The following is a 19,851-nucleotide window of genomic DNA, read 5'->3' as shown; positions in this document are numbered from 1 at the left end:
GGTATACAAAAAAACCAATCACGTATAAAACGGATTGGTTTAGTTATCAACTTTATTTAAAACTGCCTATTTTGGCCAACTCCAGTACTACTTTTACTTCGCCAATAATCGCTTCGTCGTCGATGGTAGAAGGTATTTGGAAGTTTTCACCGTCGGCTATGCTTCGCAATAGTTTACGAAGAATTTTACCTGAACGGGTTTTCGGTAATCGATTCACCACCACTACATCGCGTAAGGATGCAACGGCTCCGATTTGCTCGCGCACCAATTTCACCACTTCATGTTGCAATTGGAAATGTTCGATTTCTTCTCCAAGTTTGGTAACCACTAAAGCTAACGGAATTTGTCCTTTCAACTCATCGTTAATACCAATCACGGCACATTCGGCTACCGAATGGTGCGAAGCTACTATTTCTTCCATTTCGGCGGTAGACAAACGGTGTCCGGCTACGTTAATCACATCATCTACCCTACCGGTTATGTAGATGTAACCGTCGTCATCTTTGTAGCCGCCATCTCCCGAGAAATAATACCCGGGAAATTTATTCAAATAGCCGGCTTGAAAGCGTTCGTTATCGTTCCAAATATCCAACAAAGTTCCCGGAGGTAATGGTAATTTGATAACCACATAGCCTTCCTCATTAGGTGCTAACTCCCGGCCATTCTCCCCTAAAATCATAATGTTATAACCCGAAACTGCTTTACCCGACGAACCCGGCTTGATAGGTAAATATTCCACCCCCATCATATTGGCAATCATAGGCCAACCTGATTCGGTTTGCCACCAGTGGTCGATGGCCGGGATTGGAATGTGCTCGCGGTACCATTCTAAAGTAGCCACATCACAACGTTCCCCGGCTAAAAACTGGGTGCGCAAACACGACAAATCATATTGCTTGATGAACTCGCCATTAGGATCTTCTTTTTTAATGGCTCTGATAGCTGTGGGCGCCGTAAACATAACACTAACTCGATGTTCAGCTATTACCCGCCAAAACGTACTGGCATCCGGTGTTCTGATAGGCTTACCTTCAAAAACGATGGTGGCATTTCGGTTAAGTAACGGACCGTAAACTATAAAACTATGCCCTACTACCCAACCCACATCGGAGGCGGCCCAGAATACTTCACCGGGTTGTACACCGTATATCTTTTGCATGGAAAACAACAGCGCTGTAACATACCCTCCGGTATCGCGAACAATACCTTTGGGTTTTCCCGTAGTCCCTGAAGTGTATAAAACGTATAAAGGATGCGTAGATTCGACCGGTACACAGTTGGCTTCCTCAGATCCGTAGATTAGCGCATCGTAATCCACATCGTATTTTTTAAACGGAATTCTCGCCCCGAGTTTGCGGTTAAGTACCACTACCTTTTTCGGTTTGTGCTCAGCCAATTCAATAGCTTCATCCACTAAGGGTTTGTAGGCAATTAATCTATCAATTTCAATCCCGGAAGAAGCGGTAATAATCACTCTGGGTTTGCAATCGTCTATACGGATGGCCAATTCGTGCGGCGCAAAACCACCAAAAACCACTGAGTGCGTTACCCCGATACGGGCACAAGCCAACATGGCAAAAGTAGCTTGCGGAATCATCGGCATGTAAATCACGGCGGTATGACCTTTCTTTAAGCCAAGGGAAACCAAACCTCCTGCAAGTCGGGCGACTTCCGATTTGACTTCGTTATACGTGTATTTTTTTACGGTTTGGGTAACAGGCGAATCGTAAATAATTGCAATTTCTTCGCCAAAACCATCGGCTATATGCTTGTCGAGTGCCAAATAGCAAGCATTCAAACTGCCGTCTTTGTACCATAACGGATAACCCGTTTCATCGCTGGAGAGTATGGTTTGCGGTTGGGTAAACCAATCCACTTGACGGGCTTGCTCAGCCCAAAAAGCTTCCGGGTTTTGAATGCTTTGGTTGTATAATTCTTGGTAATTCATGGATAAAGTTAGGTTGGTAACGGTTTAAATAACAGTTTAAAAGTAACCATTATTCGCTTACCTTTCAAAACTTTATTGCTAAATAGATATACACAATAATTACTGTAAAAAGTTGATAGACAAAACAATAAGTATCAAGACTCAAACAATAACAACTTTAATGATAACCAAGACGGTTATTCTAACAATTCGTTGACTTGCTCCACCACTTTTTTAATAGAGAACGGTTTGGTTAAATAGGCATCGGCGCCTAGTGCGATACCTTTCTCGATATCGCTTTCTTTGTTTTTGGCCGAAAGGAACATTACTTTACAATGCTTTAGCTTTTCGTTTTTCTTGATTTGCTCCAGCGTTTCAAAGCCGTCTACCAAGGGCATCATCACATCTAAAATAATCACATCGGGCAATTGGTTTTGCAATATATCTAAAGCTTCTTGCCCATCGCGGGCAATAAACACTTCAAAGTTGTTCTTTTTAAACGTATACTCTAACGACATGACGATATTGGGTTCATCGTCTACAATTAAAATCTTTTTCATGCTTGTTGTTTTTTGGGTAACGTAAAGGTTAAACATGCGCCGCCGGTAGCATTGTTGGCGGCCCAAATATTGCCTTTGTGGTGTTCTATAATTTGTTTGCAAATAGCCAATCCTAATCCGCTGCCGATAGGCTTTTTGAAATTCTGATTGGTCGATTGGTAAAACTTGTCAAATATATTTTCGAAATCGGCTGTGGCTATGCCTTTACCGTTATCACTTACTTCCACTTGCACAAAATCGAACTTGTCATACACCGCTAAAGTAATCAAACCATTGGTATCCGGACAAAACTTAATGGCATTCGACACCAAATTGGTCACCACTTGCACTATGCGATCTTCATCATATTCGGCTTTGAGATTGCCATTACCCTCTAAATGCACATGAATGTTTTTATTGGCAATTAACTGCTGTAAAGGTTCAATTGAGTTTTCGAGCGTTGCCATGATTTTGTGTTGGGCTACATGCAACTTTTGGCGACCGGTTTCAAATTTCTCCAAATCTAAAATTTTATCAATCAAACGGTTCAAACGATCGGACTCGGAAATGATATTTTGCAAAAACTGTTTGCGCAATTCTTCTGGTATCTCATCATCGTCGTACAAAATCTCACTCGACGCGCGAATAGCGGTGATTGGCGTACGCAATTCGTGGGTAACGGTATCGAGGAATTCGTCTTTTTGTTTGTCTTTAATCATCAGCGACTGGTTGGCTTCCTGCAATTTGGCCGAGATTTCCTTGAGCTCGTTGGAGGTTTCGGTGAGTTTTTTGTTGATGATGATGTTCTCTTTAGATTCCTCTAATATCTTTAACACTTCGGGCAAGGTGATTTTTTCTTCTTTCACCACACTTGATATTAGGATTTTAGCCGAAGCCGTTCCGATATGACCGGTGAGTAGGTTTTCGGAGAATTTAATCAAACGCGCATCGGCCAACTCTTCGTTTTTATCTACGTTGTATTTTACGTTAAAGATGTTCATGGCGCGCTTGGTTCGTTCTTCGCCTAAAAACTTAATCAGTACTTTTTCAATATCGTTTCGGTACGCCGTTCCTTTCCACACAAAAGCATTTTCGTGCATATTGATGTATTTATTGATGTCGAGGAACATCTCGGCATAGTTGCGCTCACGATAATTGCCTTTAAAACTCACCGATACGGCGATGTAGGTCATAAAGTTGAACAACAAACTCCAAAACAAAGCATGCGGCACCGGTTGCAAATAGTTGAGACCAAATAATTGTAACGGTCGCAATAATTCGATACCCAAGAAGCCGTTGGTGATGAATGAAGTATCAGAAGAAGTGATGCCGAGTGCATACGGAATGAGCAAAGTGTACAAGCAAATGACAAAGCCTACTATTAAGCCTGACACCGCTCCGGTTCGTGAACCCCTTCGCCAAAACAGCGCTCCGAAAAAAGACGGCGCCAGTTGCGCAATAATAACAAACGCCACTAAACCAATAGAAAACAAACTGTAATCCAGAGCAAAATAGCGGTAAATAAAGTAAGCAATGATGATGAGTGAGAAAATACCAATTTTACGAATATTGACAATTTTTTTGTTGATAGTCGTTTGCTCATTGTGCTTTAATCGGCCCAACAAGCCGTAAGGAATGATCAAGTTGTTGCTGACCATGGTGGACAATCCGATGGACGAAACCACTATCATGGAAATGGCTGCCGAAAAACCACCGAGGAAAACCATCACCGTTAATGTTTTGTTGTCAAACAATTGCGGAATCAGTAACGAATAGGTGTCGGAGTTGGCATTTTGGCCGTCGAATAATATATTACCGCCCCAAGCTATTGGGTATACAAAAATATTGAACAGTAATAAATAGAGCGGGAACAACCACACGGCTGTATTGATGTGGTTTTCTCGCGTATTTTCTATTACCGAAACCTGGAACTGACGCGGTAATAAGAAAATAGCAAAGAGCGACAAAATGCACAAGAAAAACCAGTTAATGGCCTGAGGCAATCCGCCTATAGTGTTTTTTTGCTGAAAGTTTTCGAGCAGCGAAGCTTTGGCATAAATATCATCAAAACCATCAAAAACAAAGAAAGTTACATACACCCCTATAACTATAAAAAAGACCAGCTTTAGTACACTTTCTAAAGCCACGGCGGTTACTATGCCTTTTCGTTTTTCGGAAGCATCTACATAGCGCGTACCGTAAATAGAGGCAAAAATCGCCAAGGCAAAAGCCACATAGGTCGTACTGTCATCAAATACATTAGAGTTCGAGGGCGTTTGCGTAACCAAGTGAAAGGTTTCTGAAATGGCTTTGAGCTGTAAAGCAATATAAGGCAAGATGCCAAACAAGCAAACTATGGTAACCACAGCACCCAAAAACCTACTGTTGCCATAGCGCAGGGAAATAAAATCGGCTATACTCGACACTTTATTTACCCGAGAGATGCGGATGATTTTTTTTAAAATAATTATCCAAGCCGGAATAATAATAATGGGTCCGAGATAGACAGGCAAGTAATTCAAACCAGAATTAGCGGCCACGCCTATACTGCCATAATACGTCCAAGCTGTACAATATACCGCCAAGGATAACGAATACACATACGGATTGTTAGCCCAGCGCGAGTTTTCTTTTTTCTCGGCCCAGTGCGCTATAAAAAACAGTACGCCTAAGTACAACGCTAAAATAACTAACAACACTACGCTATTCATGGTATCGCTTTATAATGAGTAACGAAAGTAAGGTTGAAAACAACCACACCAAAAAAATATAAATATAAATCACCGGAAAGCCCATAAAGCTTTCTGCACTGTCAAATAACAATACAATTGGCAGGTTAAGGGCAATGAGCAAAACCAGCGAGATGATGACTAATTTTTGTTGGTGGCGTTGTTTCATAAACGGTTCTCCTATTTAAACACCAAAAGCCCTTACAACGTAAGAGCCCTTGGTTACCAATAAACTATTTATTTATGCTAATCTTCATATTCATTTGTAAGGGCATACCAACCAAAGATGGTTAACCCGGTTACCACTAACGGCAATAATATAAAAAATACAATTATCCCGAAAACTAAATCGTCTTGTTTTCCTGAGGTTAGTTTGCCTCCGAAAATACCGATAGCAAAATAGGCCACAACCACGGCTAAAGCTATCCAAACTATTCCTAAAAATTTCTTTAATGCGTTCATATACTGTGGTTTTAGTCGTGAAGTGTGTTAATTTTTCTGTCAATGTAAATCATTCCGATTACGAAACATACTGCTGCAATACCTATAGGATACCACAAGCCTTCCAAATAAAACTCAGGATTGCCGGCATCTTTAGCGGTTGTAACAAAATACGTTGAAATAGCCGGAAGCAATCCTCCAAATATACCATTTCCAACGTGATATGGCAACGACATCGAAGTATATCTGATTTTTACCGGGAACATTTCTACTAAGAAAGCCGCTATTGGTCCGTACACCATGGTTACAAAAATTACTTGTACAAATACCATGAATACTAAAAACCACATATCGCCGGAGTTGATTTTTTTGGTGACTTTGGTTTCGATTTTATCTTTCCCTTTGTCGTCTACCATTAACTTTCCGTTTTCGAAATGTTTGGTTTTAATTTCTTCTACAGTAGTGCCATCGGTATAGGCTTTGGTAGTGGTGTAAATAGAGTCCATTTTAGTAGCATCAACTTCTTTCATGCTAGGCACCACTTTGGTTTGTGCTACAATTTCAGTTTTTAAACTCAAATCGGTCGAACTATACATGGCGCGGTAAATAGGTCGGTATAAAAAGATAGCCAACAACATCCCCGCCATCATAATCGATTTTCTTCCCCAACGGTCGCTTAACCAACCAAAGAATACAAAGAACGGCGTACCTAAAATTAAGGCAATTCCCAACAACATATCTACTTGCGACGAGTCGATACTTTGTACCGTTTTTAAGAAGTTCATCGCATAAAACTGACCGGTGTACCAAACAACCCCTTGCCCCATAGTAGCTCCGAATAAAGCCAACAAAACAAACTTTAAGTTGTATTTGTGTCCGAAACTTTCTTTTAACGGATTGGTAGAGGTTTTACCCTCTGATTTGGCTTTGGCAAACACCGGTGACTCATCCATGTTTTTACGGATTAAGTACGACACGTACACCATTAGGATAGACACCCAAAACGGTACTCTCCAGCCCCATTCGTCAAAAGCTTCTTTCGACATTACGGCTTTGGTAATCAAAATAACCATCAAGGAGATAAATAATCCCACGGTAGCTGTGGTTTGGATCCATGAGGTCCAATACCCTTTTTCACCTTTAGGCGCATGCTCTGCCACATAAGTAGCCGCGCCACCGTATTCGCCTCCCAGTGCCAAACCTTGCAACAAGCGCAGGATTAATACCAATACCGGTGCGGCAAAACCAATGGTTTCATAACTTGGAATACATCCAATAATAAAAGTAGCGCCTCCCATTAACATTAGGGTTACCATAAAGGTGTACTTTCTTCCGATTAAGTCTCCTAATCGTCCGAAGAACAAGGCCCCAAACGGACGTACTACGAAACCAGCCGCAAAGGTGGCCAAGGTAGATAAAAAGGCTGCTGTTGGATTATCGGTTGGGAAAAACTTGGTAGATAATACTACGGCCAAACTACCGAAGATGTAAAAATCATACCATTCAATCATGGTTCCCATGGAGGAAGCGGAAATCACTTTCCAAATTCCTTTTGTTTTTTTATCGCTCATACTGTATAAAGATTAAATTGGTTTATTAGAAACTGTAGCAACAAGAAACCATAGCTCTGAAATTGCCTACTTTTTTATTGTTCCCGTCGAAAGTAGCATCCGGTTTTACATCGCCCCAAGTGGCTCCGGTGTACTCAATCTCAGGGGTTACTCTGAATTTGTTTTGTTTAAAATCGACACGAGCCGAAACACGCATTACGTTATCTACGCCGCGGGTTCCCGTGAAACCTCTACCGTATAAAGTAGTCGGATTGTCTTTGCTTACGCCATCGGTTTTAGTGTAACCAAAGAACAAGCCCGGCGCTACACTTTTACCGTTACCCGCTATATCCACCCACATGGCAGTGGTTTTAATCCCCTCGTAAGTTTCTACTTCACCCGGTACGGTATAACCCGCAAAACCACCTAACATGACTAAGTTGTACATGTTTTTACCGCTGATACCGTAGGCTTTAATGTGGAATGTATCGTTGTTGTATTTAAAGTATCCTACTACCGAAGTGGTGTTTACTTTTTCTTTAGAAGCTAAACCATTGCTTACGGTTAAAGGTTGTAACGATTTGTATTCAAACCCCAAACCGGCAATCCAGTTTTTGTTTTTAAATTGGAACTGACCGTGCAAGGTGGGTAGTGGCGAGTTGAAAGAAGCCGAGTTTTGTGTACCTCCGGTAGCGGTGGCTGTGGTAAACTCTCTTTCTTTGTAAGCGGTAAACGCAAACGACAATTCTTTGGTTAAGTTTTGCTTGATGCGCGCTTGCGATACCCAACCAAACGGGTTAAACATAATCCCGGTACTAAAGTTGGCTACGCCCGGAAACACTTCCGGAATAAAAGTTGGGTACCAAGTTTGCCCCAACGTTAAAGTGGTTTTTTCCCATTCCATATTAACATAGGCATGGCGCAAGCGGAACAAACCAATAGAGGCTTCGGTATTTCCAAAGAAATCACCTTCTAAGGTTCCGGTGGTTTTGGCTCCCCAAACATCGGGTCCTTTGGCTTTAACACCCAAACGCGATACTAACGACAGGAAGTTAGACGCGCCGGCATCGTTAACATCTTTACCGTTGGCATCGAGTTGCTCGTCTAACGGGTATAAGTTTAAATTGTATTCCCGTACTTGTGCGGAACGACGGGTATCCCAAATGTAATCGGTTCTAACAAAACCGTAAACGCTTACGTCCCACTCTTTGGCGGCCGGAGCGGCCGGAGCTGAGGGAGCAGCCGGTGTTTGCTGTGCATAGCCTTGCCAGGAGCAGGCGGCAAACGTTAGGATTAGTAATTTTTTCATAATTTAATTAATTGGTTTTTGGTTCATTTTGTTCAGCCAAATTCCAATTTTTAACGAATGAAAAAAATTACGATATATATTATTGTAAACTACTATAGTTAATCTTTAAAACGTTCCCATTTTATAAGCATGAACTTATCGCCCAGCTCGGTAATAATCATCCCGGCGCCTTTTAATACTTCTTTATTTTTAAGAAATTCCACCAATTCTATGTGGTTGTATATCTTGTACGTAGGATGGTAATCGGTATGGTTGGGTTTGGAAATTTTAAACTCCTTAACCCAGTTGCTCACCGTAACGTGCGACACCCCGATAATACGCTCTATTTCGCGGTAACTCAGCCCTTCCAGGTACAACTGCAAGGCTTTGGTCACATAGTAACTGTCGATCTTTTTACCCAGTTTGTTTACGGTAAAGTAGTAATTGCACTTTTTGCACAAAAACCTTTGTCTGTCCTTAATTACGCCGCTTTTTACTATCGCATCACTTTGGCATTTGGGACACGCTATAATTTCCATATATATAAATTTTGCATAAATATACTTATTTAGCAATTATACAAAAGCATTTAATGCATTTTTTTGGGTAAAAAATTACAGAGAGTGCAATTTTAAGGAGAAATAAATGAAGAATGAATAATTATGAATTATGAATGGGATGAGTAGTGGATACAGCAAATAGCTTGTTTTAGTAATTACGAATTACGAATGGGTTGAGTAATAGATACGACAGATAGCTTTCTTATTAACTCACTTTGCTTTTGTTTTAATCTCCTGATTACAATAATAGATGTACTAACTACATTAATTCGTAATTCAACTCCTTTTTGGGGTATCCACTAAGTTACTGTGCTATTCCTAACCAAAACATTAAAAAATATTCAAAATAAACCTTGCTTCAATATTATTATTTTAATATTTTTTTATTTTTATTAAAAAGTTAACAATAAAAAACTATCTTTACCCCATATTAATACAATATTTATTATGAACGAAGGAACAATTAAGTTTTTTAATGAAGCCAAAGGATTTGGTTTTATCACCCCTAACAACGGAGGTCAAGATGTTTTTGTACACGTAACCGGCCTTAACGGTACCGTACGCGAAAACGACGCTGTGACTTATGCTGTTGAAAATGGCCAAAAGGGCCCACATGCCGTTAATGTAAACGTTATCTAAGATATATATTTACCTTTACCAACTAAGCCGGTCTGTAATAGATTGGCTTTTTTATTGGTATCTTGCTGAGGTTTAGAATAAATGAGTAATTACGAATAGAATTGGTAGTGAATACAACTAATAGCGTATTTAGTAATACACTTTGTTTTGGTTGCTATTTCCTGATAACAATTATAGTTGTACCAACTACATTTATTTGTAATTTGTAATTTATTCCGCTGCGCTCCACACAGTTCGGCTGCGCCTCGGGTTGTAATTAATAATTTGTAATTTATAAAACACAATGCGCTACTTAAAACTCTTACTCCTAACCATACTCCTAACCCCTACTGCCCGCACGCTGGCCCAAGAAGACCACGCTAAAAAAATACTGGGTTGTTGGGTGTTTCAAAAAATAGAATACACCCTAGCCACGGATATGGGAGAGGACACCTCGCCTGCTCCTAACAGTATTAAGGTGTGCTTTGAGGCTGGTGGTAAATACACCACCACTGTACTTGAAAACAACAGTACCCTAACCGGCACGTATGAATTTTCGGCCGATGGCAAAACCATTATCCAAAAACGTGACATCCAACAAGACGGCACCACCGACGAAAATGCGGCTATAGCCTTTCCTACGGCTGATAGTATGGTGTTTACCTTGGATTTTGCGAAGTTATATTTTTATCGGGGGTAACGGATTTACCTCTCGGAGGGTTTAGAACCCTCCGAGAGGTAGGAACCCTACTCGATAACCCAATCCGCAATACCCGACAAGTCCTGCTTCTTGCCGCCGCTGCCGCGCGAATCATTCGTGTGGCAATTAAATAAAAATTAAAAAAATATTGATACTTTATTAATTTTAAAACTTGGAGGTAAATAACCACGCGAAGGGATTGACTACGTCGATTTTTATTTCGCGCGGCAGCGTGGGATAGTTGCTCCCGGGAATACGAGACTTTAAACCCGTAACTCGTAACTTTAAACCACTCTTGTGTATCTCTGTGTAACTCCAAACCTAAAGCCCAACAAAAAAGCCCCAACCGGGGCTTTTCTTATTTTAAACTGTTTAAACTTTGCTCTATCGTGGCAATCTTGGCTAAGGCATCGGCTTCTTTTTTGCGTTCGTTGGCAATAACTTGCTCCGGCGCTCCGGCTACGAATTTCTCGTTGGCCAATTTGCCCTGTACACTGCGCAGGAAGCCTTGGGTGTATTTTAACTCCTCAGTCAGCTTAGCAATTTCCGCAGCAATGTCGATGTTACCGGATACCGGGATAAAGTACTCATTCGACTTTACACGGTAAGTTAACGCACCATCTACTTTGTCGGTTACATAGTCTAAATCAGATAAGTTACCCAACTTAACAATAACACTGTCAAAGTAAGTCGAGGCCTTTTCGTGGTTTACCACTTTTAAGGCAACGGCATCTTTCATGGCGATGTTTTTGTCCTTGCGGATGGTACGGATACCGGCTATCACATCGGCAGCAAAATCAAAATCGGCAATGAGCTGCGCGTTAAACGCTGTCAACTTCGGATAGTCGGCTATGATTAAAGCTTGCTCCGGAGTTCGCTCGGCTATGTGCTCCCAAATCTCCTCGGTTAAGAACGGCATAAACGGATGCAACAGCTTTAAGTTGGCTTCCAACATTTCAATGGCTTTGTCAAACGTAGCGCGATCGATAGGCTGTTGGTAACCCGGTTTAATCATTTCCAGGAACCAGGAACAGAAGTCGTCCCAAACTAATTTGTAAATAGCCATTAAGGCATCAGACAAACGGTATTTTTCGAAATGGTCTTCAATTTCTACTAAGTTTTGTTGCAACTTGGCTTCGTACCATTCGATAGCTACTTTAGCGCTTTCCGGTTGCGGAAGGTCGGCTACTTCCCAGCCTTTTATAAGGCGGAAGGCGTTCCATATTTTATTGGCAAAAGCTTTACCGTTGTTGCACAACTCTTCGTCGAACAAAATGTCGTTTCCGGCCGAAGCACTCAACAACAATCCTACTCTAACCCCATCGGCACCGAATTTTTCAATCAGTTCCAACGGCTCGGGTGAATTGCCTAAAGATTTCGACATTTTACGGCGTTGCTTGTCGCGCACCAATCCGGTTAAATACACATTGGTAAACGGTTTTTCGCCGGCGTATTCGTAACCCGCAATAATCATACGCGCTACCCAGAAGAACAAAATGTCCGGTCCGGTTACCAAATCGTTGGTAGGATAATAGTATTTAAAATCTTCGTTTTCGGGATCTAAAATACCACCGAATACTGCCATTGGCCATAACCAAGAAGAGAACCAAGTATCCAAAGCGTCAGGATCCTGACGTAAGTCGGAAGTACGAAGTTCGAAGTTGGAAGTTTTTTCCTGTGCTAATTTCAAAGCGTCTTCAATGGTTTCAGCCACTACAAAATCTTCTTTGCCATCGCCATAGTAATAGGCCGGAATTTGTTGTCCCCACCACAATTGGCGCGAGATGTTCCAATCGCGGATGTTTTCCAACCAATGACGGTAAGTATTGTTAAAACGCGATGGGTATAATTTGATTTCTTCGGTTTCCAATACCGCTTTGATAGCCGGTTTTACCAATTCTTCCATGCTAAGGAACCATTGGTCAGACAAACGCGGCTCGATTACGGCTTTGGTACGTTCTGAAGTCCCTACTTTGTTCAAATGGGTTTCGGTTTTGGCCAAAGCGCCTAAGTTTTCTAATTCGGCTGCAATGGCTTCACGCACTACAAAACGGTCTTGGCCTTGGTAGTGCAAGCCGTAGGAATTGAGGGTGGCATCGTCATTAAAAATGTCGATGATTTCCAGGTTGTGCTTTTCGCCTAAGGTTTTATCGTTCACATCGTGTGCCGGCGTTACTTTTAAACAACCGGTTCCGAATTCCATGTCCACATACTCGTCAAAAATGATTGGGATTACGCGGTTGCAAATGGGCACGATGGCTTTTTTGCCTTTTAGGTGCGTGTAACGCTCATCTTCGGGATGGATACAAATAGCAGTATCGCCCAATATGGTTTCCGGACGCGTGGTAGCGATGGTTACAAACTCGTTTGAACCTTCGATTTGGTATTTTAAATGATAGAGTTTCCCTTGGCGTTCTTCGTAAATTACTTCTTCGTCGGACAAGGTGGTTTTGGCCTCAGGATCCCAGTTAACCATGCGGTAACCGCGATAGATATAGCCTTTATTGTATAAATCAACAAACGAGCGAATTACCGATGCCGACATATCGGGGTCCATGGTAAATTTGGTACGTTCCCAATCGCAAGAACAACCCAATTGTTTTAGCTGTTCCAGGATGGTACCACCGTATTTGTTAGTCCAATCCCAAGCGTGCTTTAAGAACTCCTCACGGGTTAAATCGTTTTTATTGATGCCTTCGCTTTTCAACTTGGCCACTACTTTGGCCTCGGTAGCAATCGACGCGTGGTCGGTACCGGGAACCCAACACGCATTAAATCCTTTCAAACGCGCACGACGAATCAACACATCTTGTATGGTGTTGTTGAGCATGTGTCCCATGTGCAAGACGCCTGTCACATTGGGTGGCGGAATGGTAATAGTGTAAGGTTTGCGGTGGTCGGGTTTAGAATGAAAATAGTTGTTTTTCATCCAGTAGTCGTACCATTTTTTTTCTACTTCTTGGGCGTTGAATTGCGCTGGAATCATATAATAAATTGTTAGACTGCTTAGATTATTGGACTTCTTAGATTGTTAGCTTACAAAAGTGCAATACGATTCTCCTTTAGCCCCGATTGCAGTGGCGCCTTGCAGAACGGAAAGCTGGAAAATGGATGGCTGAAACTCACCAACCATTGCTTCGCCAATTCGTTTCACTCGTGCCGCTTCTAATCTTCTGGCATGCCTTTTGTAAACTGAACTGCAAAAGTAACTAATAAAGACTTTAGAAAAAATTAAGAATTAAATTTTTGTGTATTAATTTAAACCGAGTACTTTTACTTACCAAATGTAACTTTTGACCTATGAAAAAACTATTACTTATAGCGACTATCCTGGTAAATGCCATGGTTTTTGCGCAAACCGGTCCGAAAATTGTGTTTAAAGACAAAGACAATACCATAGATTATGGTAAAGTTACTAAAGAAGAAGACAACGGTATTCGCTTTTTTGAGTTTACCAACACCGGCGACGCACCTTTAGTAATTAATAATGTACAGTCGAGTTGCGGTTGCACGGTACCTAGTTTTCCGAAAGAACCAATTATGCCGGGCAAAACCGGAAAAATTGAAGTGAAATACAACATGAATCCGGGACCCATTAGAAAAACAATAACCGTAGAATGTAACGCCGTAAATGTAGACGAAGGTCGTATAGCCTTAAAAATTAAAGGCGAAGTGATTGTAAAACCGGTAGAAAACCTGCTGGAAAAAAAGACAAAAAGCGTTATGATGCAATAACATAAACTCCCGATTACTCGGGAGTTTTTTTTATAATATACTTTTGAGTTGGAATTTATAAGTATGGTTGATACCATTGCGCTCAATTTCGATTACAATGGTTTTACCTTCCTCGGATTTGAGGAGTTCGTTGATTTTTTCAATGGTTAAATAATGGGCGTTTCTGCCGTTGATTTTAACTATCCTATCATTTTTTTGCACACCGGCCAGTTGTGCCGGAGAGCCTTCTCTGACATTAAAAATTCTGAACACCGGTTTTAATTCGAATTTAATTTTAAGGTGCTCTTGTACAGGACCATTATTGTAATGTACATTTTTAGCTATGGCCACTCTTGTTGTATTGTCTTGATAACTTTGGGTAACCCACTCTAGTCCGTCGTGTTGCACTTCCAATCCGCTCATGTTAAAATGAAACGGTGCTTTACTCTTTGCGCCGGGTTTAGCATAAATATAATTGTTAGGATAATCGAAAAAAACCGAAAAGCGCGATAAGACTTCCCCTCCTAGTGAGCCTACTCTTTGGGACACAAAATTTACACTTCGCAGAGAGGTGGAATCGGGAAAAGTACCTATAGGGTTTTCAAAAGTGGTGTTGCCAAAAGTAAACTGACGTATTCTGGCTCTTTGCCCATAAACATTCCCGCTAAAACCTCGCCCTAAAAAGCAGGAAATATTTTTAGCAGGTAAGCTTAAGTCTTTTGCTTCATTGAGAAACAACCAAATAGCATCGCTGTTGCCTGTATCAATGAGCATTTTCGACGGACGAGTATTGGATGTAGTAGATACATTGGTCACATAATACGGCTTATTGTTTTCTAAACTGATGGCTTCTCTATGGTACATTTTGGTGAGTCGCTTTCTGATTTTGGTGTTGGTTTCGGGATAGATGATTACTTTCTTTCGGTCATAATCAATCTCGACCAAATGGTTTTTAAAAAAATGATACCCGATTATACCGTTAACAGGTATACCTACTTGGGAAGAAAAGTTAAACTCTTGATCGAGGATTAAATAAATTTCATGATCGGTATCGGTAAATCCCATAACCTCCAATTTGTTCTTGGACGATTTGAAAGCTTCCACCGCATCATTGGCGCCTAAACCACGTAGCTTGATTTTTTCCAATTGGAACAAACTCACTTCTTCTTTTTCATCTAAACTAAAAAGGACTGTTTCTTCTACCCCGGTGTCTAACAAAAAAGTTAAGGTTTCGCCGTTAACGTTGATGGGAATAAAAATGAGGTTGTTAATCAATTGAAACGGAATGACCACTTTCTTCTTGGATTTTTCAAAATGAAAACCGGATTGACAAAAACCGGAACTCAGGCTGGTTAAAAAAAAGAGTAAAAGATACAAAAAGCGCATTCCGTATGATTTTGGTTAAATTTACTAAAAAACATAGGGTAAAAAATAATTTTTAACACTTTATAAAGCGTTCCGGGAATTGTTTTCGAGCTAAAAAAATCGCAAATTTGCATCACTAAATTCAACGACATGCCTAAGATATCTCTAAAAGGTCAGCAAATGCCTGAATCACCCATCCGTAAGTTGGTGCCGTATTCTGAAATTGCCAAGAAAAAAGGACACAAAGTATACCATCTAAATATTGGTCAACCCGATATCAAAACACCCGACGTAGCCTTGAATGCGGTAAAAAATGCCAACATCAAAGTATTAGAATACAGCCACTCGGCCGGTTTTGAAAGTTACCGCACCAAATTATCCGCTTACTACAAATCGCACGGCTTACCTATTGACACCGCCGATATTATTATCACTACCGGAGGGTCTGAAGCCCTGTTGTTTGCCATGGGAAGCACTATGGATGCAGGTGATGAAATCATTATTCCCGAGCCGTTTTACGCTAACTATAACGGATTTTCAACAGCATCCGGTGTAAAAGTAGTGCCTGTAATTTCTACCATAGACGAAGGGTTTGCCTTGCCACCAATTGCCGCATTTGAAAAACTGATTACGTCTAAAACCAAAGCCATTTTGATTTGTAATCCGGGCAATCCAACCGGTTATTTATACTCGAAAGAAGAAATCATGCAATTGGCCGAAATTGTTAAGAAACACGATTTGTTCCTGATCGCCGATGAGGTATACCGCGAATTCATTTACGACGAGAATGAAAAACACTTCTCCGTAATGAACGTGCCGGGCTTGGAAGAACACGCCATTATGATTGATTCGGTTTCAAAACGATACAGTATGTGTGGTGCGCGTATTGGTTGCATCGTATCAAAAAACAAAGAAGTGATGGCTACCGCTATGAAATTTGCCCAAGCGCGTTTGAGTCCGCCAACCTATGCCCAAATTGCCAGCGAAGCCGCATTGGAAACCCCGCAAAGCTATTTCGATGATGTGATAGCCGAATACAAAGACCGTCGCGACACCTTAATTGCCGAACTGCAAAAAATTGAAGGGGTAAAAGTAGCTACACCAAAAGGAGCTTTCTACTGTATAGCGCAATTACCGGTAAAAAACGCCGACGATTTTGCACAATGGTTATTGGAATCTTACGACAACAATGGCGAAACCGTAATGGTAGCACCGGCAGCCGGTTTTTACTCTACACCGGGCGTAGGCTTAAACGAAGTACGCATCGCTTACGTCTTGAAAAAAGAAGATTTAATCCGCTCTGTAGCCATTTTAAAAGAGGCTTTAAAAGTGTACAATTCGTAATTGTTTATTCTCATTATAAAAAACGCTTCAAGTAATTGAGGCGTTTTTTTTGTTTTAGGAGCACACGTTTGATCTTTCTTTCACTGCTGCTCCCGCCATTCGCGCTACACGGTAGCTCGCTATTGTCGGGGCTATATTCACCTTGGGTAGTTCATTAAAACACGGTTACAAATGAATCAGGTGAAAACCATACTCCGAAATCACCAACTTATGCGTTTCGCGGTAAATAATATACTTATCAATCATTGATAAGGTTTCCTTGGGAGAAGGAAAGACCAATTCATACAAACTTTTGTTAACTTCAAAAAAGTGTATCGGATCTTCAATTTTTTCTCCGCAAAAATAATACTCCAATAATAAAGGAGTATCGTATTGTTGAGCCTGTTCAAATACTGTAGCCAAAATCATTAGTTAGGTTAGTTTGTGTTGGGTTTATAAATGTAAACTATTCTCATAAAAATAATTGTTAAAATCACTACGAAGAGATGTTAAAAAAAGAAGTTTTTAAACGATAAAACCCTAAAATACTTACAGAAAATTAAGGTAATTCCACAAACGCCATTTTATGAAAAACCAGGCCTACGGTAAAAACCGCTAAAACAAAGCAAATCTTAAAAACTAAAGTAGGGTTTCTGTCATAGTAATTGTTTTAACCAAAACCAAGCAGAGAAATCCTGATCAAATTCTCTTTTGCTTGGTTAATATTGAAGTCTAATTTTTAATTCTTTAGTTTTTTTAATCATTCAATCAAAACCAACAATCATGAGAAAAACACTTTTACTCCTTTCGGGTTTGTTGCTTACCACCCTTTCTACTAATGCCCAAACTTCCAGAACGCCTAACTGGACACACAACATCGACATCACCAATAGCGATTATGCCACCGATATTTGGGTAAATCCGGGCGGTGAAACCTACACTTTTGCCAGAATAACGAATCATGGCGGTCATTTAGATGCGTTAGCCATAACCAAAACAAACGATCAAGGACAAGAACTTTGGAAAAGATTTATTTATGCGGTAAATACCGATTGGCAGCTATTTGCCAATGCCGTAGTTGGCGACGAAAACGGGAATCTTTATGCCTTATTCAACGAAAAAACCAGATACACCGACAGTAACCGTAACCGAATTGTCATCAGAAAGTACCACCCTAACGGGGACTTACTATGGCAACAATACCTAACCAATTCCGTAGAAAACAGAACTGAGGAAGCCAACCGTAAAGTATTTGAATACAAAAACGGCGCTTTGTACGTTTTAGGTTCTATGTATGATGAAAACCTCTGGACTACACAGGGTAGCGATGGAATTCTTTACAAAATAGCCGCCAACGACGGTAGTATCATTTTCCGAAAAACTTATAACAGTCAGTACAACTCTGATGACATGTTGAAAGACATAGCCATTAGCGATAGCGGAGAAATCTGGGCTATCGGTCGAAGTCGAGGCTACGCTTTCACAGGCGGTATCTATTCCCATTACGACAGCATCACTGTAAAGTGGAATGCCAACGGCGACTTTCAATGGGAACACCGCATCAATGGTAGCGGGAATGCTGAAGATTTTGGAATCAACTTAACCCTAGACCCCAATGGAAACTGCTATACTTCCAGTCAACTAAAAAGAATCGGCATCAATGCCCTACAAGTGGTCATTGAAAAAATTTCTCCCTCCGGAACAATGCTGTGGTCTCACGGTTCTGTAAGTTCAAGTACAGGCTACACAACAAAACAACCGGTTGAATTACTTCCTAACGGCAACGTGGTTTTCGCTACCTCCAACGCTGATGGTATTAATCTTATTGCATTAAACAGCAACAATGGTTCACAATTGTGGGCTACCAACTTTAACAGGAACAACTTGGGAGCTCAAAATCGTCAAAGCGATTTGGCTATCGATGGAAACGGTAATATCTACATCACCGGTTCTTCCAGAGACAACACACCTAGCGGAGACGGTATTGATATGACCACTTTAAAATACAATAGCTTGGGCGAATTGTTGTGGTACTCTTTCATCACTTACGGAAACTATGCAACTGCAGGCGATTTTGGTGATGTAATAAAATGGAATCCGGCAAACGAAAGTTTGTATGCCGTTGGTAATGTTCAAGATGCTAATTTTAACAACAACTTCTTGATAGCCAAATATGGCGAAAGTACTTTGGGTGTTCCCGATGTAATAAAAAATGCGGTAAAGGTCTATCCTAATCCAACTCAAAACATTTTAAACATCAATTTCAGTTTGGTTGACAAGGTCGTTTTTGAATTGTTCGATGCCAACGGAAGATTCCTAAAACAATGGAATATAGAAAGCGGCGCTGATAGTCACCAAATTGATATTTCGCAATTCTCCCAAGGTTTGTACATCTTAAAAATCAGTGCAGACAACTACAACTACTCACACAAGATTATCAAAAGCTAAAAACACTGAAATAGTTAATTCTAATAAGGTTAAATCAAAACGCTTCAATTATTTGAGGCGTTTTTTGGTTTCAGTAGCATACATTTGGTCTTTCTTTGACTCCTGCTCCCGCTATCCGCGCTACACTGTAACTCGCTACACACGAGCGAAGCGACTGCCGAAGGAATCGGGGCTAACTTCACGCTCGTTTTCCATTAGCATTAAATTACTATTGACATTGCCATTGATATTGCAAAAAAAAACACCCGCTCATCTGAACGGGTGTCTTTTTATTTAAGTGATTGATTATCGTTTCAAACTAAAGTGCGCTTTAAACTGTTTCATCACGCCATTCTCCGGATAATCTACCGTAAACCAGTAATCAGTCGATGGCATAAGCTGTCCGTTGAAAGTTCCGTCCCAACCATCGCCCGATGCGCTTAATTGTTTCAACAACTTGCCGTAACGGTCAAAGATGTAAATCTTTGTCACATTGTCAAAGTTTCTCAAGCCTGTTACATTCCAAGTCTCATGGAAACCATCACCGTTTGGTGTAAAGTATCTCGGGTAATCTATCACTTGTACATTTTCAATGGATACCACTCCACATGAATATCCATCCGGACTTCTAACATCCCATACATAAATCGTATGACTGCCCAACGATACA

General features: G+C 40.8%; 17 protein-coding genes. 5 read left to right on the top strand and 12 right to left on the bottom strand.

The annotated features are described in order from the left end of the window. Nucleotides 1-52: 52 nt before the first annotated feature. The 8 genes from Q0M21_RS09515 to Q0M21_RS09480 all read right to left on the bottom strand — a co-directional run bounded on the left by Q0M21_RS09515 (nucleotide 53) and on the right by Q0M21_RS09480 (nucleotide 9,013). Nucleotides 53-1,948 (bottom strand): acetate--CoA ligase, encoded by a 1,896-nt coding sequence (locus Q0M21_RS09515; RefSeq protein ID WP_295337526.1) that lies wholly within the window; start codon nucleotides 1,946-1,948, stop codon nucleotides 53-55. 176 nt (nucleotides 1,949-2,124) lie between these two features. Beyond that, on the bottom strand, nucleotides 2,125-2,487 hold the full coding sequence (locus Q0M21_RS09510; protein WP_295337524.1) for a response regulator transcription factor: 363 nt from the start codon (nucleotides 2,485-2,487) through the stop codon (nucleotides 2,125-2,127). Then, a complete protein-coding gene (locus tag Q0M21_RS09505; RefSeq protein ID WP_295337522.1) occupies nucleotides 2,484-5,177 on the bottom strand; it encodes an ATP-binding protein in 2,694 nt (897 codons plus the stop codon). The genes Q0M21_RS09510 and Q0M21_RS09505 overlap by 4 nt, the downstream gene beginning before the upstream one ends. Next, nucleotides 5,170-5,364 carry a hypothetical protein gene (locus Q0M21_RS09500; protein ID WP_295337520.1) on the bottom strand — a complete coding sequence of 65 codons (195 nt, stop codon included), beginning with the start codon at nucleotides 5,362-5,364 and terminating at the stop codon, nucleotides 5,170-5,172. Before Q0M21_RS09500 ends, Q0M21_RS09505 begins: the two co-directional genes overlap by 8 nt. 77 nt (nucleotides 5,365-5,441) lie before the next feature. After that, nucleotides 5,442-5,657 carry a DUF6814 family protein gene (locus tag Q0M21_RS09495; protein ID WP_295337518.1) on the bottom strand — a complete coding sequence of 72 codons (216 nt, stop codon included), beginning with the start codon at nucleotides 5,655-5,657 and terminating at the stop codon, nucleotides 5,442-5,444. Between the two features lie 11 nt (nucleotides 5,658-5,668). Continuing rightward, nucleotides 5,669-7,207: an MFS transporter gene (locus Q0M21_RS09490; RefSeq protein ID WP_295337516.1), complete on the bottom strand. Its 1,539-nt coding sequence runs from the start codon at nucleotides 7,205-7,207 to the stop codon at nucleotides 5,669-5,671. 25 nt (nucleotides 7,208-7,232) lie between these two features. Beyond that, nucleotides 7,233-8,495, bottom strand: a complete 1,263-nt coding sequence (locus Q0M21_RS09485; protein ID WP_295337514.1) for a hypothetical protein — start codon at nucleotides 8,493-8,495, stop codon at nucleotides 7,233-7,235. A gap of 98 nt (nucleotides 8,496-8,593) precedes the next feature. Continuing rightward, entirely contained in the window at nucleotides 8,594-9,013 is a 420-nt protein-coding gene (locus Q0M21_RS09480) for a helix-turn-helix domain-containing protein (protein ID WP_295337512.1), read from the bottom strand. A gap of 468 nt (nucleotides 9,014-9,481) precedes the next feature. Here Q0M21_RS09480 and Q0M21_RS09475 point away from each other — a divergent pair, with 468 nt between their 5' ends. Next, nucleotides 9,482-9,673: a cold-shock protein gene (locus Q0M21_RS09475; protein WP_290876188.1), complete on the top strand. Its 192-nt coding sequence runs from the start codon at nucleotides 9,482-9,484 to the stop codon at nucleotides 9,671-9,673. Between the two features lie 283 nt (nucleotides 9,674-9,956). Beyond that, nucleotides 9,957-10,352, top strand: coding sequence for a hypothetical protein (locus tag Q0M21_RS09470; RefSeq protein ID WP_295337509.1), 396 nt, complete (start codon nucleotides 9,957-9,959; stop codon nucleotides 10,350-10,352). A 358-nt stretch (nucleotides 10,353-10,710) separates the two neighbouring features. Here Q0M21_RS09470 and Q0M21_RS09465 read toward each other — a convergent pair whose 3' ends face one another. Continuing rightward, on the bottom strand, nucleotides 10,711-13,338 hold the full coding sequence (locus Q0M21_RS09465) for a valine--tRNA ligase (RefSeq protein ID WP_295337507.1): 2,628 nt from the start codon (nucleotides 13,336-13,338) through the stop codon (nucleotides 10,711-10,713). Between the two features lie 314 nt (nucleotides 13,339-13,652). Here Q0M21_RS09465 and Q0M21_RS09460 point away from each other — a divergent pair, with 314 nt between their 5' ends. After that, on the top strand, nucleotides 13,653-14,087 hold the full coding sequence (locus Q0M21_RS09460; RefSeq protein ID WP_295337505.1) for a DUF1573 domain-containing protein: 435 nt from the start codon (nucleotides 13,653-13,655) through the stop codon (nucleotides 14,085-14,087). A gap of 30 nt (nucleotides 14,088-14,117) precedes the next feature. Here the strand turns inward: Q0M21_RS09460 and Q0M21_RS09455 are convergent, their stop codons facing one another. Continuing rightward, entirely contained in the window at nucleotides 14,118-15,452 is a 1,335-nt protein-coding gene (locus Q0M21_RS09455) for an aspartyl protease family protein (protein WP_295337503.1), read from the bottom strand. A 129-nt stretch (nucleotides 15,453-15,581) separates the two neighbouring features. On the opposite strand from Q0M21_RS09455, the gene Q0M21_RS09450 reads away from it, so the two are divergent. Beyond that, nucleotides 15,582-16,775 (top strand): pyridoxal phosphate-dependent aminotransferase, encoded by a 1,194-nt coding sequence (locus tag Q0M21_RS09450; RefSeq protein WP_295337501.1) that lies wholly within the window; start codon nucleotides 15,582-15,584, stop codon nucleotides 16,773-16,775. A gap of 165 nt (nucleotides 16,776-16,940) precedes the next feature. On the opposite strand, the gene Q0M21_RS09445 is transcribed toward Q0M21_RS09450, so the two are convergent. Then, a complete protein-coding gene (locus tag Q0M21_RS09445) occupies nucleotides 16,941-17,177 on the bottom strand; it encodes a hypothetical protein (protein ID WP_295337500.1) in 237 nt (78 codons plus the stop codon). A gap of 360 nt (nucleotides 17,178-17,537) precedes the next feature. On the opposite strand from Q0M21_RS09445, the gene Q0M21_RS09440 reads away from it, so the two are divergent. After that, nucleotides 17,538-19,202, top strand: coding sequence for a T9SS type A sorting domain-containing protein (locus Q0M21_RS09440; RefSeq protein ID WP_295337498.1), 1,665 nt, complete (start codon nucleotides 17,538-17,540; stop codon nucleotides 19,200-19,202). Between the two features lie 285 nt (nucleotides 19,203-19,487). On the opposite strand, the gene Q0M21_RS09435 is transcribed toward Q0M21_RS09440, so the two are convergent. Further along, on the bottom strand, nucleotides 19,488-19,851 hold a 364-nt coding region (locus tag Q0M21_RS09435), incomplete at its 5' end, for a T9SS type B sorting domain-containing protein (RefSeq protein WP_295337496.1).

Source organism: Flavobacterium sp., from assembly GCF_024710485.1.
Classification (GTDB): domain Bacteria; phylum Bacteroidota; class Bacteroidia; order Flavobacteriales; family Flavobacteriaceae; genus Flavobacterium.
This window is presented reverse-complemented; position numbering and strand designations above follow the sequence as displayed.

Excerpts from the sequence above, each read along its gene's own strand:
- Q0M21_RS09475 (WP_290876188.1), top strand. The coding sequence starts at position 9,482 with ATGAACGAAGGAACAATTAAGTTTTTTAATGAAGCCAAAGGATTTGGT.
- Q0M21_RS09500 (WP_295337520.1), bottom strand. The coding sequence starts at position 5,364 with ATGAAACAACGCCACCAACAAAAATTAGTCATCATCTCGCTGGTTTTG.
- Q0M21_RS09440 (WP_295337498.1), top strand. The coding sequence starts at position 17,538 with ATGAGAAAAACACTTTTACTCCTTTCGGGTTTGTTGCTTACCACCCTT.
- Q0M21_RS09510 (WP_295337524.1), bottom strand. The coding sequence starts at position 2,487 with ATGAAAAAGATTTTAATTGTAGACGATGAACCCAATATCGTCATGTCG.
- Q0M21_RS09460 (WP_295337505.1), top strand. The coding sequence starts at position 13,653 with ATGAAAAAACTATTACTTATAGCGACTATCCTGGTAAATGCCATGGTT.
- Q0M21_RS09480 (WP_295337512.1), bottom strand. The coding sequence starts at position 9,013 with ATGGAAATTATAGCGTGTCCCAAATGCCAAAGTGATGCGATAGTAAAA.
- Q0M21_RS09490 (WP_295337516.1), bottom strand. The coding sequence starts at position 7,207 with ATGAGCGATAAAAAAACAAAAGGAATTTGGAAAGTGATTTCCGCTTCC.
- Q0M21_RS09515 (WP_295337526.1), bottom strand. The coding sequence starts at position 1,948 with ATGAATTACCAAGAATTATACAACCAAAGCATTCAAAACCCGGAAGCT.
- Q0M21_RS09470 (WP_295337509.1), top strand. The coding sequence starts at position 9,957 with ATGCGCTACTTAAAACTCTTACTCCTAACCATACTCCTAACCCCTACT.
- Q0M21_RS09485 (WP_295337514.1), bottom strand. The coding sequence starts at position 8,495 with ATGAAAAAATTACTAATCCTAACGTTTGCCGCCTGCTCCTGGCAAGGC.
- Q0M21_RS09505 (WP_295337522.1), bottom strand. The coding sequence starts at position 5,177 with ATGAATAGCGTAGTGTTGTTAGTTATTTTAGCGTTGTACTTAGGCGTA.
- Q0M21_RS09495 (WP_295337518.1), bottom strand. The coding sequence starts at position 5,657 with ATGAACGCATTAAAGAAATTTTTAGGAATAGTTTGGATAGCTTTAGCC.
- Q0M21_RS09450 (WP_295337501.1), top strand. The coding sequence starts at position 15,582 with ATGCCTAAGATATCTCTAAAAGGTCAGCAAATGCCTGAATCACCCATC.
- Q0M21_RS09465 (WP_295337507.1), bottom strand. The coding sequence starts at position 13,338 with ATGATTCCAGCGCAATTCAACGCCCAAGAAGTAGAAAAAAAATGGTAC.
- Q0M21_RS09455 (WP_295337503.1), bottom strand. The coding sequence starts at position 15,452 with ATGCGCTTTTTGTATCTTTTACTCTTTTTTTTAACCAGCCTGAGTTCC.